Raw genomic sequence first — 14,270 nt, forward strand, 5'->3', positions numbered from 1 at the left:
CTGGTAAAGAGCATGCCAGAGAAGAACCCGGGCCTACGAGCTGGCAATGCCATAATTTTTGTGGCGCAGATCGAACATGCCGGCAAATGCCGACGCTGGTTCGCAGAAGCCTAGCAGGCTCGCGAGCGGATTTGACTGCGGCTTACCTTGACGCGATCGATTGTTCCACGGATCGGCGGCCTTCTGCCGGCTCTGTTGCCGCAGAACACCGCTCGTCGCGGCGCCCTTTGTCATTCCGCCGGCGCGACCACGCTTCCGATGTCCGCCCCAGCCTTCTGAAGATCCCTGAGGCTGCCAAATTCTCCCGAACGCATGATGCTCGGATCTATTCGGAAGCTCTGGCTGTTCAAGTTGCCGCTGTAGCGGTTGCGCGCGAATTGCACAAATCCAAGCCCAAGATCGGGAGCGTTGACATACGCGACAATGCCGCTGTCGCTATCAACCGATACAACATTCTCCTCGATACGATTAGGGCGTGCCCATGTCGGACGCCAACCCCTGCCGGTACCGTCATCAACCCGAAAAGCCGCTCCCGATCCGTGCGTGATGACGTTTCCCGTTACCAGGTTGCTCCAACCGCCGTTGATACCGATCGCCGCGACATTGCCCGAGAGGGTATTTCCCTCGATGCGCAGCCCGCTCGCCTTCCCATCCGTATAGATCGCCCAGCTGATAGGAGACGGCCATTCCCTGGTGTTCTCATATCCGGGAGGCCAGAACGTCCCATCGGCCCTGTTCATGAGATGACCGGTCCCGGTCACGAGATTGGAGCGGATGGTGCTGTTCAGAGGATCGCCCTGCTCGCCCATCATCTTGATGGCGCCGCCATCTGCCGTCTGCTGATTGGCATTATGGATCACATTGTGCTCGATGACAGCGTTATAGACGGCGTCATTGGAACCCCACAGCGATCCGCCGGCAATTCCGAACTGCGCCGTGTTTTCGATCAGGTTGTCGGCGATCCTGACATTATCAGCCGCCTGGAACCATATTCCCGCGGTTTCAATATATACCGTTCCAATATCATGAATGTGGTTTGAAAGGATCCTGGCGCCGTTCGACTTGCCGAACGTGCCATAATTGGTGCCGACGTAGATCCCGTTGCCAGCCACATCTGCAATCACATTGGCGGCAATCAACGCATCCTTACTTTCCGTCACATGCACCCCGACGCCGACATTCTCGATGCTGTTGCCGAGAATCCTGACGCCGTCAGAGTGTTCGATCCGTATGGCGCCAAATCCTCTGGTTTCCGTATAGAACTTGCCGCTGCCTGCAGGAGCTCCATCTCTAAACTCTAGCCCTGATACGACCATCCCATTGGCCCCATCCAACTTGAAGAACGTCGGCAGAATGCCAGCAACAACCATGGAATTGGGCAATGATTGATCGACGGGGATATAATGAAGCTGGCCCGCGACAAGGTCGTACCACCACTCTCCGGGAGCATCGAGCAATGCCTTTGCTCCGGCAAGGAAATAGCGGCTCCCTTCTGCAGTAAAGAAATAGCCTGTGCCTTCCGTATAGACAGTCCGGCTGGCGCCATTGATGGATACAACTGGAAGCGTATCATTGCCCCACTGGCTTCCGGGGCGATACCCGCCAACGATGTCTGCGACCAGTCCACTTGTATCATCCACTGCCGGAAGATCGCCGGCATGGAAACAGAAGCGCGTGTTTGCTTCCGACACGTCGATGGCAGGCTCGCACTTTGCGGCAAACAACCATCCCTTGCGCGGATCGCCATCGTCGGGGGCGTTGGGGAATCGCGCCTTGGTTTGGCGTATCCCGTCGACGAAAAGGTCACCGACCGCTTCATCCGGTGGCAATTTCAGTGGCGCCGTCCACCCGCCATCCGCCTGCTGCGCAAAGTTGTCAACGCGCAGCCCCCCATGCAAAATCGGCGCTTCATCGCATCTTGCCGTCAGGATCAAGCCCGCATCGCGAGTGTCAAAGACGATCGGCTGCGTAAGATAGTAATCGCCTTTAGCGAGCGCGATGGTGTTGGTGCCGCCCTTCTCACGGGCAGCATCACGAGCTCTTTCGATGCTGGCAAAAGGGCCGTCGCCACCCTGCTGATTTGCGGTCGGAAGGAGACCGCTCCAGCTGTCTTTGCCATCGGGAGAAACGTAAAATAGCGTTCGCCCCCCGGTGCTGCTGCTCAATACATCACTTAAGGAAGTCCCATTCAACTTGGCTGACATCGTCGGGGAAGCTTCCGCACAAGTCGCCTCCCTGACGAGCATCTGCAGGCGCTCTGGCGCATCTATCTCCGTCTCGACTGGAGCCGGATTGCTGGACCGCGGAAAGAGCATGACAGGTAAAATGCTCAGGATCAGTCCAAAACGCCGGTTCATGATGTCTGCAACCCGCTCGTAAGGCCGCGCGCGGGCGCCTGCCAAGGTGGCGAATGGCTGACCGAAACGACGGGCGCGTACAGCGAAAACATGATGATGGCTGTGGTAAACAGGATGAAGATGGCGTCATTCTGAACGAAAAAAATACTTTCTGTCAGGTTCATCACCAAAATCATGATCGTCAGGACATTGAGCCAGAGCCACCCGTACTGCGGATCATGACATTGAAGAAACCCACCCTGGCGGATTGCATAGGGAACCATCAGAACAAACGGAATCATTCCCATGATCCCAAAGCTCATCAAGATATCGCGGTATCCATTATGCGCGTGGGGCGCCGGCCAGCCGATCTTCAACCAGATATGCGTCGCTTCGGGGTTCGCGACTGTCCAGAAAGCCTGGTAGCCGTAGCCAAGCAACCAACGATCGGATATTTCGCGATCAACCAGCTCCCACAGTGGCACCCGACCCGTCAAGGTCGCATCCTTGCCGAGCGCTTCAAGGGCCGGAACCAGGAACTCGTGCAGCGAAATCAGAATGCCGAGAGACAGCTGAACGAAAAACAGGACGATGACGACGCGGCCAATGCTGCTGCTTCTTTGCAGCAGGGAATAAAAGCCGATCAGGCAAAACGCCACTGACGTTGCAATAATCGCTGTCATCGATCCGGAGCTTGCAAGGCAAATCACACCCGCCGCCAACAAGACGAATGCGGTTCGCCGCAGGCGGAACGTCCCGTCGATCAGCATGGCCGTCGCCACCAGGATCATCAACGACGCGTACCAGCCGAGCACGTTCTTGTGAATGAAGACGCCCCGCATGGCACCATCCGGCATACTGGCGAGGCTTGGTGACACCACGGCGACAACCACACTGAGGGTGATACAGGCTCCAAGCGTTACAAATACCAGGAACAGCAACTGCCTTGGCGTGAAACGTATCGCGAGGACATAGGAAAGAAGCACGCAAAACAAAAGGCCGATTGCGCGCCTCAAGGTCGTTGGCGGTGATATGGACCACAGGGTAGACAAAAACGGCAAGGCAAGCATCAGGGGAACAATCAGATTTCGCCTGAGCGCCGTTAGAAACTGCGGAAAATTGCGTAGCAGGATCACGGCTGTAAATGCATATATAGGAAGGCAAGGAAGACGCAGCATGGATTTGGCAGATTCACTGAGCGTTCCGTCCGCATCTGAAAGGACAAGCGGCAGAAAGGCGCCTGCCTGAAGAAATAGAGATATGCCGGCGCCCCAGCATTCTATGACCCGCCAACTGATGGTTGGTCCGCTGGCAGTTCTAAGTCTATCTACTCTCATTATCCGTCCCGACTGAATTGAACAGACAAGCGACTGTCGATCGCGGCAGATCAAAAACAGCTGTCGGCCTTCGTGGCCGCGCTGCTCTCAAGCAATCATCCAGCCACATCCGCGGTCAACCTGTCCTAGTGAAGGGCCGGCTACGCCTAATGCACCCTGCCTCCACCCAAAGGCGATGTTGCGCCTAAGCTTTCAGCCGGTCTTTACCCAAAAGGCGGGTCTTCATGTCCGCGAATTGCCCTTAAGAGCAGATGTTGCGCTTATCCGTTCACCGGTACCGTGGCGATGAATGTCTTATGAAGCGTGGTGGGTAAGCCGCGGTTCCACTGCAATGAGGCAACAATTCTGACAGAGTCTATCTCTGCAGTCGAAGCCTGGAAGGTTAGGATTGCTATGTTTCTGCGTCATGATCCTAGTTCTCTATGCAACACGACGGGCGCTCTACTCGTCGTGGCATTGTCAGCAGCGATCTCATCGGCTCGGCGCGAAATGCCGTTTGGCCGACGAGGTATTTTGGATATCACCATTCCAAACCGCGATGGCTGCGCAAAGGGCTATCTCTTAAGCAAAGTTGCGCTGCACAGCGGTGCATCGCGGCAGCCCGCCTGAGAGCGCGCCATGGAGCGGCCGGCCCTCAGTGTCCTCATCAACAATTACAACTACGCTCGCTTTGTCGGACGGGCCATAGACAGCGTATTGAACCAAGACGCGTGCAACGTCGAGATCATCGTCGTCGATGACGGCTCGACCGACCAGTCGCGGTCTGTTCTGCAAGCGTATGACGGCCGAGTAAAGGTGATCTTTCAGGAGAACGCCGGACAGGCCGCCGCGATCAATACCGCCGTGAGATCAAGCGTGGGCCAGATCCTCTGTTTTCTGGATGCCGACGACTGGTGGGCGCCGAGCAAGCTGTCAGCGATGGCTGCAGCGTTCCGCGCCAACCCTCAGGCATCGCTCGTCTATCATCGACTGCAGCCGACGCTTGTCGATGGCACGCCGACTTCCAAGCCGATCCCTCGAACGCTGTGTTCCGGCGCCTTGTCGCCGCTACTCACACGATCGGCTGGTTGGTGGCCTTTTCCGATGACGTCGGCCGTCGCGGTACGTCGAAGCGCATGGGATGCTGCGGGCAGCATTCCAGAACAGTTCCGCATATCAGCCGACGCCTGGCTCGTGGGCATCTATCCGTTTCTGGGGGACGTGATTGCCATGCCGGATCCGCTTGGATTCTACCGCATCCACAATAACAACTGGCATCGCTCAACCGAGGACGCCACCACGCTACGGCGGCGGATGACGCACTGGCGGCATACCGTTGAGGTAACGAACCTGTTTCTCTCAACCCATGACCTGCCGGCAAGACTACATCTGGCGGATCACTATCCCTATCGCGTTGCCTCGGCGAAGCTGCAGGGCGCCGACGCTCTCAGCCGGTTCAAGCTTGCGGTCGAAGGCCTCTTCTTTGCCGGCGAACCGAACCTGCTCAGGCGGACGCGCGATAGTTTGCGCTCGGCGCGCGGCCTGTCACGGATCGGTCTTGATGTAGGATTGTCGGAGGCAGCGAAATGAAGGCGCTGTTATTGGTTTCCGAACTGGAAGATTATACCATCTCCTTCGCCAGCGGCGTTGCCCAACACCTGGACGTTGTGCTTGCCGTGCCGCGCCGGCGCTATGCGCATCTCGCCTCTTCCTTCGATCCGGCTGTTGATCTGCACCTTCTCGACTGGCCGAGACACCGTTCTCTCTCCAATCCCTGGTTTCTGTACCAGCTCACGCGCCTGATCCGGCGGGAGCAGCCGAACCTTATTCATCTCCTTAGCAATTCGACGCTTTGGCTGAACCTCGCCGTGCCGTTCTGGCGCCCGATCCCGCTTGTGACGACCATCCATGACGTGGAAATCCATCCCGGCGATATGGAGACGCGCACGCTGCCCGGCTGGGCTCCCGAACTGATGGTAAGGCAATCCGGACATCTTGTCGTCCACGGGGAGGGACTGAAGCAACTGGTTCTCGATCGATACGCGAAATCCGCCGATCACGTCCATGTCCTGTCGCATCCCTCCATCCTTCGTTATGCGGAACTCGCCCGGCGACAGAAGATGACGCCGCGCGAAGCCGATGGAACTATACGCGTGCTGCTGTTCGGGCGGATTTTTGCCTACAAGGGTCTGGAACATCTGGTCCGGGCCGAAGCGATACTCAAGGATGTGCTTCCCAACCTGCGCATCACGGTCGCGGGCCGCGGCGACGACCCGCGGATATTCCAGGCGCTTATGGGCGATGCCGGCCGTTACGATATTCGCAATCGTTTCATCGAGGATACGGAGGTCGCCCAGCTATTCCTCGACACCGACATCGTCGTGCTTCCCTACACGGAAGCATCCCAAAGCGGTGTGCTCAACCTTGCGGCCGCATTTGGCAAACCGGTCATCGTTACGGATGTCGGCGAGTTGGGTGGCACCGTTCAGCCCAACGGGTTGGGAATGGTGGTCCCTCCCGGAGATGCCAAAGAGCTCGCGGCAGCGGTGAGGACATTGGCAGACAGCGGCGAGCTTAGAAACAAGTTCGGCACCAATGCGCTTCAATGGGCCAAAGGACCGAATTCGCCGGAACGGGTCGGCGGTCAGGCCGCGGCCGTTTATCGAGAGGTGGTCGGGTCATGCTGATGGAGGCGCTCACGGACAGAAGTCGGCTGGCGGCACGGAGCGCAGCTAGCGTCCGCCACTATGTTCCAGGCGGCTGCGAAAACGGCGGCGGCATTGGCAGGCTGGTCGGCTATATAACCGAGACGGCGAAAGAGACCGGCGCCAAACATTTCGTCACCGATACGAGAGGGGCGCGATGGTCCAAATTGACGTCGCCGGCGCGCCTCATCGGCGCCATCCTGACGATGGCGAAGGACCGGATCGTTGCACCCGACCGCATTCACCATATCCATCTCGCCGGCCGCGGCAGCACCTCGCGAAAACTGATCCTGACGGAGGCTGCCCGTTTATTCGGATGCTGCCACATGTTGCACCTGCACGACTACGACTATGCCGGCGACTTTGCGCAACGCTCGCCGCGCCAACAACGGCTCATCCGTCGGATGTTCCAGAATGCCGATTGCGTTGTGGCGCTGGGCCGGCGCGACCGCATGACGCTGACGACCCTTCTGGGCGTTGACGAGCGCCGCACGGTCGTTGCCCATAATTGCGTCCCCGATCCCGGGGCGCACGATATTCGCGCCGGCCAGACACCGCTGATCATATTCCTTGGCCGGTTGAGCGAACGCAAGGGCGTCACGGAGCTTCTGCTGGCCCTCAGCCACCCCGTCATGAAAGACCTCAAGTGGAGGGCTGTATTGGCAGGCGACGGGCCCGTCGAGGATTATCGCCGTCAGGCCGACGCCATGTCGCTTTCCAATTTGGTAGAGATGCCCGGCTGGCTCGACGCAGCTGAGGCGCGAGCCCTGTGTGCGCGTGCAGATATCCTGGTCCTGCCTTCGCACGCCGAAGGTCTGGCAATGGCCGTGCTCGAAGGGCTGTCCCACGGGCTCGCAGTCGTCACGACGCGTGTCGGAGCGCACGACGAAGTTATTACCGACGGTGAAACCGGGATCTTCGTGCCCATCGGAGATCCGAATGCCTTGGCTGCAGCCTTGGCGAAACTGGTGACCGATCCGGAAACCTGCATCCGCCTCTCGGTCCAGGGGCGCATGCATTACCTCAACCATTTCAGCATGAAGGCCTATATGCGGTCGCTCGAGCAACTATACGAAACCGTTTCCGCGAAACCTCAAGCAGTGGTTGGCGCCCGATGACGATTTCCACTCTTCCGCCGGACCGCAATCTTCCGATCTCGCCGATGCGCTATGACCCGCGCTTTCAGGTAGAGACCAAGGCGGACAACTTCGATCTGGCATCGATTTACCGTCTCGTCCGCCGAAGAATGATCATGATCATCACGATAACCATGCTGCTCATGGCGCCCGCGGCGATTATGATCTTTGGGCTGAAGCCCACCTACCAGGGCTGGGCCCGGTTGATTGTCCACCAGCCCCTTGCAACATCACTTGATGCGGATGATTCCAGCCACAGTGATCTGCTTGACGCGAAATCGGAGACTGAGCGGCTTCTATCCAGAAGCATCGCAGAGCGAGTTGTCCGCGAACTGCAGCTTAACGTGCGGGAGGAATTCAATCCGGCGCTGCGGGAGATTTCCCTCATCGAAAGGATCCGGACGAAGCTGCGCGGCCTGTTCGACACGAAAAAGCCCACCTCGCCTTTACGGGACAACATCAACGCCATCATCCCAGAATATTATAGGGCGCTCGGCGTGTGGCATGAAGATAAGAGTGACGTCATCCAGATCAGCTTCAATTCGACTGATCCTGAACTGGCAGCCGTGGTGCCGAACCGGGTCATCGGCATTTACCTCGATGAGCGGAAGGAGAGCGTGCGTGGCCGCCTGGATGCAGCGGAAGAGTGGATACGACAGCGCATCACGGAACAGCAGGTTCGCGCTGACACGTCTCGCGACGCGGCCCGCAACTATCAAGAATCGATGGACGTCGTCTCGAAAGAGGACGCTCAGGAGGAACGGATCAAGTCATTTCTGGAACTCACTGGCCGAGAAGGGAAAATCGAAGAAAGCCGGGTTGAGGTAGAGGCGGTGATCTCGACGCTGGAATCAGCGGATAACGCTTCGGTCGCTGCGCAGAATATCGTCGTCCCTGACAGCATTGCCATAAAGCAACGCGATCTTCGCGGACAGGAGCAGGATCTCGCCCGTCTTCTCGAGACATATGACGGCAATGCCGAGGCCGTGGTGGAGCTACGTGGAGAGATCCAAGAATCCCGTGCCGGTCTCGAACTGGCGACCAAACAGTATCTCCAGACAATGCGCGCCAAGCTCGTCGCACTTGATCATGAAGCTGAAGCAGTACAATCCAGGTTGGTTGTTGCTAATGAAAAACGCATACGCGATGCGCTGGTGCAGACGGAATTGTTGCGACTGCAGAAAATCGCCGAAAAGGAACAAACGGCACTCGACAAGCTTGAGAACCAGCGCCGTGACCTCGCCGCGAAAGCCATGCTGCCGGGGGCGGAGTTGGAAGTTCTAACACCGGCTACAGTGCCGCTCACGTCAACGGGACGTGGACGGCTCTCCTATCTGGTGGGCGCCCTCCTGGCTGCGATCTCTGCCGCCGTAACGGCTGCTTTCGTGATCGAAATGTGGGACCGGACGGTTCGCAGTTTCGACCAAATAGCTGGAATGGCGCGCACCTTACCGGCTGGACTTATCCCACGTCTGGCGCGGAGTGAAAATTCGAAGACGATGTTCGCACATATGCCGGTCCCGATGTTTGACGAAGCAATCCGGACCGTGGTGCTTTCACTCAAGCAGTCCAATGGCGGCAAATTGCCGAACAGTATTGTCGTTACCTCGGCTCACAGCGGAGATGGCAAGTCGCTTGTCGCGCGATCGCTGGCCATGGAACTTGCCGCTGCCGCGATTCCGGTCCTGCTGGTCGATGGCGACCTCCGACGGGGAAAACTCGATGCGTTTTTCAGGTCGGGGGTCATGTGCGGACTGAACGAATTCCTGAACGGTCAGGCCGATTTCCGCGACATCGTCTACCACCATCCAAGCGGCATCGATTTCATTCCATCTGGAAAATTCAGTCTCCAGCGGCGGGTCCGTCCGAACGGCCTGGCAGAAATCATCGAGATGGCGGTCGCGGCCGGCCAGATTGTCATCTTCGACAGCGCGCCTGTACTCGCCTCGGCAGATACCGTGCTTTTGACCTCCCTGGCGGAAAGAACACTGGCAATCGTTAGATGGGGGAAGACGAGCCGACGCGCAGTCGAGTTCAGCCTGCAGCAAATGAAAAGCTCACGAAATTCGGAAATCATCGTCGCGATCAACAACGTAAACCCCGAAAAGCACGCATTGTATAATTTCAGCGACTCGGAATTGTTTTCGAAATCTCTGATGAAATACTACAAATTCAAAGCATGAATACATCACACGCAGTGTTTAAACGCTCAATTTGCTTCTGGATTGGTATCGAGTTGGAGGAACCATGGATACGGGAATGAGAGAGAACCGAAAAGTTGCGCTGATTACCGGCATAACCGGTCAGGACGGCGCGTATCTGGCCGAAATGCTGTTGGAGAAAGGCTATATCGTTCACGGCCTGAAGCGCCGCTCATCATCCTTCAACACCAGTCGCATCGAGCATCTCTACGAGGATCCCCACATCGAGAATCCTCGCTTTATCCTGCATTTCGGGGACATGACCGATTCAACGAATCTCATCCGTGTCGTTCAGGAAACGCAGCCGGACGAGATCTACAATCTCGCCGCACAGAGCCACGTTCAAGTCTCTTTCGAGACGCCGGAATACACAGCGAACGCGGATGGAACCGGCACCCTTCGGTTACTTGAAGCAATTCGCCTCCTGGGGCTGACCAAGAAGACCCGCTTCTATCAAGCGTCCACCTCCGAGCTCTACGGCAAAGTCCAGGAAGTCCCGCAGAGCGAAACGACGCCTTTCTACCCTCGATCACCCTACGCGGCCGCCAAGCTCTACGCCTATTGGATTGTGGTCAATTATCGCGAGGCATATGGCATGCACGCCTCGAACGGCATCTTGTTCAATCATGAAAGCCCGATCCGCGGCGAAACATTCGTGACCCGCAAGATCACCCGGGCGGCGGCGGCGATCCATCTTGGCCTGCAGGACAGGCTCTATCTCGGCAATCTCGATGCCAAGCGCGACTGGGGACATGCACGAGAATATGTCCGCGGCATGTGGCTGATGCTGCAACAGGACCAACCGGAGGACTATGTCCTTGCAACCGGCGAAACGCACTCGGTTCGTTCCTTTGTCGACAAGGCTTTTGCCAAGGTGGGCATGCAAATTGATTGGCGTGGGAACGGCGTTGAGGAAAAGGGATACGACAAGACATCCGGTCGGTGTGTGGTGGAGATCGATCCCGCTTATTTCCGTCCGACTGAAGTTGATCTTCTGATCGGCGACCCGACGAAGGCGCACACGAAGCTTGGCTGGAAACATGAGACCAGTCTTGATCAGCTGGTTGCGGAGATGGTTCGCGAGGACCTCAAAGTCATGGCACGAAATGTTCCGTCGGCAGGTGTAACCAAGGGTTTTGCCTATGCCTGAGGTGATCTACAGCCTTGCTGGAAAAAGGGTCTATGTCGCGGGCCACCGCGGCATGGTGGGCTCTGCGATCGTGCGGCGTCTTGCTTCGGAGGGCTGCGAGATTTTGACGGCGACCCGTGCCGAGGTCGACCTCAGACGGCAGGAGGAGGTGGAAGCTTGGATGAGCAAGAATCGTCCCCACGCTGTCTTCCTCGCTGCTGCGAGGGTCGGCGGCATTCTCGCAAACGCGACCTATCCGGCCGACTTCCTTTATGACAACCTCGTTCTCCAAGCCAATGTCATCCACGCGGCCCATCGAGTCGACGTCGAAAAACTGATGTTTCTAGGTTCGTCCTGCATCTATCCGAAACTCGCCGACCAACCGATCGTCGAGGAGGCACTTCTCACTGGATCGCTTGAGCCTACGAACGAATGGTATGCGATTGCCAAAATCGCCGGATTAAAGCTTTGCCAAGCCTATCGCAAACAGCATGGCAGAGATTTCATCTCGGCCATGCCCACCAATCTTTACGGCCCAGAGGACAATTTTGACCTCGGATCCAGCCATGTGATGCCGGCGCTAATACGCAAGGCGCATGATGCCAAGATCAACGGGCAGCAAGAGATATGCATCTGGGGTACTGGCACACCGCTGCGCGAATTCCTGCATGTTGACGATTGCGCCAACGCCTGCGTCCATCTCATGAAGACCTATTCCGCCGAAAGTCATGTGAACGTCGGTTCCGGCGAAGACATTGCCATCCTCGAATTGGCGCATCTCGTCTCCAAGGTCGTTGGCTTCAAAGGCAAGATCAGGCGCGACCTCACCAAGCCAGACGGCACGCCACGAAAACTCTTGAATGTCGATAAGCTTCGCACACTCGGCTGGTCACCCAAGATAGGTCTGAAGGAGGGCATCGAAGACGCCTATCGCTCCTTCCTGGATGGTCATTATCTCGAACGCGGCAGCAGCGAAGTTATGGCCGGGGGCGTGATGGGTGGAAGCGACATCGGTTTGGAGAGAGCCGAGACTTCGGCGCTGCACGTTTAGACGCTTGCTACGGTCGCTCACCCTCGCGCATAGCGAATTAGCGCGGGGAATAAAAAGCTTTGTCCGGGGGGACGCATATGCTGGGATGGAGCAGATAATGCAACCAGTAGAAATCAGGATTGCAGCGCTCATTTTCCTCATAGTCGTGTGGGCGGTGATTATCGGTACGGCAATGGATTTTTTCGCGGTCGACATACCGATGTCGCTTGTCGCTCTATTGCATAGATAGTCCGCGTCGGATGTCTCGGCGAGATTACCTTTCACTGAGAGGTAGCCATCCTTCCCGAAGCTACAGCCTATCAAGGAACCCTTGGCGAACATCCCGGTTTAGCTTTTTGAGGCGGCAGCACAGATGCGTTCAATGAGAATGCGTCGAAACCTGCAAGAACAGCTGAACGCTCCGTGGCAATCAATGGCAATCTTAGGTATTCAACATGCACGCCGAGACGATAATTTTCGAGCCGAGCGACTGGGTTCCGAACAATCCGCGTCTTCCGGTGTTGATTTATCGAGGCCTTTTTGGCTACGGTGGACCAGCTGATTTCGAAAATCGCTTCGTAGCCAATGGTTGGACAGGCATCTGGACAAACGGCGTCTTCAATTATCAGCATTACCATTCCGGCGCCCATGAGGTGCTTGGGATTGCAATTGGTGGCGCTACCCTGCTGATCGGCGGTCCCGGCGGTCAGGCACTCAAGGTCGCTGCGGGAGACTGTTTGGTGCTTCCAGCCGGGACGGGGCACCAAAATCTCGGTTGCACAGCGGACTTCCAGGTCGTCGGCGCCTATCCCAAGGGACAGCATGCCGACATCCAGACTTCGGCTGCTTCAAGCGAAATGCTGGCGAAAATCTCGTCCGTTCCCCTACCCCACAGCGATCCCGTTCAAGGCCCGTCGGGATTTCTAACCGAGACATGGCGGTAGTCATTCGCGGAACCCGACCGATGTCGCGGTCGTAGACCCGATCAATGGCCTCGCCGGGGAGCACCGGCCATCCTTGGGTGAATTGAACAAAACTCGTGTCGACGCCTTATCTGCCTTGAAGCTTGCTAAAGGCCAGGACCATGGACGTCAGGCAGACAATCGACGCGGTCGAACAGTGGCTCAGAACGTTCGTGTTGAGCGAATGGACGTTTTACCAATTCGGGATCATCGCCGTCGGTTACCTCGCTGCGTCTTTTCTGGCATCGCGCACCGAGCCTGCATTGGAATCGAAAGCGAGGCGCATCAAAGGTAATCCGGACCTGTTGCGCGTCATAATCGCTTTCATGCGCCGCTTGAAGTGGCTCTTTCTGGCCGTATGGCTATGGCTTGCAAACGTCGCTCTCACACAAACGACCTGGCCGTCGCGACGGTGGCTGGTCTCGACCGCCCTGACGCTGACGGCGGCGTGGTTCATCATCTCCGTCCTGACCAAGATCATCCGCAATCCCACATTGTCGCGTATCGTCGCAATCTTCAGCTGGAGCTACGTCGCGTTGTACGCACTTCGGCTTGACGATCCCGTGCTCTCCGCGCTCGATGGGCTGGCTGTCAATCTGGGCGCGGTGCGCCTTTCACTGCTTCTTGTGCTCAAAGCCGTCGTCCTGGCCGTCACGCTCATCTGGGTCGCGGTTCTCGTCGGCAATGTCCTTTCCCATTGGGTGCAGAGGTCGGGCGACCTTTCGCCATCGATCAAGGTTCTAATCAGCAAATTCATAAAAATCGGCTTGATCATAATCGCCGGCGCAATCGCCTTATCAGCCACCGGCATCGACCTCACCGCATTGACCGTTTTTTCCGGTGCCCTTGGCGTAGGCATAGGCTTCGGCCTTCAGAAGGTCGTATCGAACTTCATCTCCGGCATCATCATCCTCCTCGACAAATCCATCAAGCCGGGCGACACGATCACGCTCGGCGATACCTTCGGTTCGATCCGCGATCTGCGTTCGCGGTTCGTCTCGGTCATCACGCGTGACGGTAAAGAATATCTCATCCCCAACGAGGACTTTATCTCCCAACAGGTGGTCAACTGGTCGTTCTCCAGCGACTACGTCAGGATCGACGTCGACTTCGGCACGGCTTATGACAGCGACCCGCATGAGGTCGTCAGCATCGCAATCGCAACCGCCTCGACGCTGGACCGCGTCGCCAATCAATACAAGCCGCCGGTATGCTGGCTCATCTGCTTTGGTGCTTCGTCGCTGGACTTCCGGCTCCGCTTCTGGATCTCCGATCCCGCAAATGGCCTGACGAATGTCAGGGGTCAGGTGCTGATGGCGCTTTGGGACGCGTTCAAGCAAGCCGGCATCTCCATCCCGTTCCCGCATCGGGAGATCATCATGAAGACGCCTGTCGAGATCAAGCAATCGCGCGAGGACTAAGCAGATCAGGCTCTCGTTCAAACACAAAACGGGC

Annotated in this window: 10 protein-coding genes; 8 read left to right on the forward strand and 2 right to left on the reverse strand. The window is 57.4% G+C overall.

Features of this window, described 5'->3' with window-relative positions:
- Positions 1 to 230: 230 nt before the first annotated feature.
- Both OS035_RS22960 and OS035_RS22965 read right to left on the reverse strand, forming a co-directional pair.
- Entirely contained in the window at positions 231 to 2,357 is a 2,127-nt protein-coding gene (locus OS035_RS22960) for a right-handed parallel beta-helix repeat-containing protein (protein ID WP_097627789.1), read from the reverse strand.
- Entirely contained in the window at positions 2,354 to 3,673 is a 1,320-nt protein-coding gene (locus tag OS035_RS22965) for an O-antigen ligase family protein (protein ID WP_097627790.1), read from the reverse strand. Before OS035_RS22965 ends, OS035_RS22960 begins: the two co-directional genes overlap by 4 nt.
- A 618-nt stretch (positions 3,674 to 4,291) precedes the next feature.
- Between OS035_RS22965 and OS035_RS22970 the strand changes: the two genes are divergently transcribed.
- From OS035_RS22970 to OS035_RS23005, 8 genes are all read left to right on the forward strand, one after another.
- Positions 4,292 to 5,242, forward strand: a complete 951-nt coding sequence (locus OS035_RS22970; protein WP_097627792.1) for a glycosyltransferase family 2 protein — start codon at positions 4,292 to 4,294, stop codon at positions 5,240 to 5,242.
- The gene (locus OS035_RS22975; RefSeq protein WP_097627793.1) at positions 5,239 to 6,339 is read left to right on the forward strand and encodes a glycosyltransferase family 4 protein; all 1,101 of its coding nucleotides are present in this window, start codon (positions 5,239 to 5,241) and stop codon (positions 6,337 to 6,339) included. Before OS035_RS22970 ends, OS035_RS22975 begins: the two co-directional genes overlap by 4 nt.
- Complete coding sequence (locus OS035_RS22980; protein WP_097627794.1) at positions 6,333 to 7,475, forward strand: glycosyltransferase family 4 protein; 1,143 nt, start codon at positions 6,333 to 6,335, stop codon at positions 7,473 to 7,475. The genes OS035_RS22975 and OS035_RS22980 overlap by 7 nt, the downstream gene beginning before the upstream one ends.
- A complete protein-coding gene (locus OS035_RS22985; protein WP_097627795.1) occupies positions 7,472 to 9,676 on the forward strand; it encodes a GumC family protein in 2,205 nt (734 codons plus the stop codon). Before OS035_RS22980 ends, OS035_RS22985 begins: the two co-directional genes overlap by 4 nt.
- 64 nt (positions 9,677 to 9,740) lie before the next feature.
- Entirely contained in the window at positions 9,741 to 10,844 is a 1,104-nt protein-coding gene (gene gmd, locus OS035_RS22990; RefSeq protein ID WP_097627796.1) for a GDP-mannose 4,6-dehydratase, read from the forward strand.
- A complete protein-coding gene (fcl, locus tag OS035_RS22995; protein ID WP_097627797.1) occupies positions 10,837 to 11,874 on the forward strand; it encodes a GDP-L-fucose synthase in 1,038 nt (345 codons plus the stop codon). The genes gmd and fcl overlap by 8 nt, the downstream gene beginning before the upstream one ends.
- Before the next feature lie 434 nt (positions 11,875 to 12,308).
- Positions 12,309 to 12,797, forward strand: coding sequence for a cupin (locus OS035_RS23000; RefSeq protein ID WP_097627799.1), 489 nt, complete (start codon positions 12,309 to 12,311; stop codon positions 12,795 to 12,797).
- A gap of 140 nt (positions 12,798 to 12,937) precedes the next feature.
- Positions 12,938 to 14,236 (forward strand): mechanosensitive ion channel family protein, encoded by a 1,299-nt coding sequence (locus OS035_RS23005; RefSeq protein ID WP_097627800.1) that lies wholly within the window; start codon positions 12,938 to 12,940, stop codon positions 14,234 to 14,236.
- The last annotated feature ends 34 nt before the right edge of the window (positions 14,237 to 14,270 follow it).

This window comes from Rhizobium sp. 268 (assembly GCF_036571585.1).
Classification (GTDB): Bacteria; Pseudomonadota; Alphaproteobacteria; order Rhizobiales; family Rhizobiaceae; genus Rhizobium; species Rhizobium redzepovicii.

Bases quoted from the DNA above. Each gene is read 5' to 3' on its own strand.
- OS035_RS22960 (WP_097627789.1), bottom strand. From the start codon at position 2,357: ATGAACCGGCGTTTTGGACTGATCCTGAGCATTTTACCTGTCATGCTC.
- OS035_RS22965 (WP_097627790.1), bottom strand. From the start codon at position 3,673: ATGAGAGTAGATAGACTTAGAACTGCCAGCGGACCAACCATCAGTTGG.
- OS035_RS22970 (WP_097627792.1), top strand. From the start codon at position 4,292: ATGGAGCGGCCGGCCCTCAGTGTCCTCATCAACAATTACAACTACGCT.
- OS035_RS22975 (WP_097627793.1), top strand. From the start codon at position 5,239: ATGAAGGCGCTGTTATTGGTTTCCGAACTGGAAGATTATACCATCTCC.
- OS035_RS22980 (WP_097627794.1), top strand. From the start codon at position 6,333: ATGCTGATGGAGGCGCTCACGGACAGAAGTCGGCTGGCGGCACGGAGC.
- OS035_RS22985 (WP_097627795.1), top strand. From the start codon at position 7,472: ATGACGATTTCCACTCTTCCGCCGGACCGCAATCTTCCGATCTCGCCG.
- gmd (WP_097627796.1), top strand. From the start codon at position 9,741: ATGGATACGGGAATGAGAGAGAACCGAAAAGTTGCGCTGATTACCGGC.
- fcl (WP_097627797.1), top strand. From the start codon at position 10,837: ATGCCTGAGGTGATCTACAGCCTTGCTGGAAAAAGGGTCTATGTCGCG.
- OS035_RS23000 (WP_097627799.1), top strand. From the start codon at position 12,309: ATGCACGCCGAGACGATAATTTTCGAGCCGAGCGACTGGGTTCCGAAC.
- OS035_RS23005 (WP_097627800.1), top strand. From the start codon at position 12,938: ATGGACGTCAGGCAGACAATCGACGCGGTCGAACAGTGGCTCAGAACG.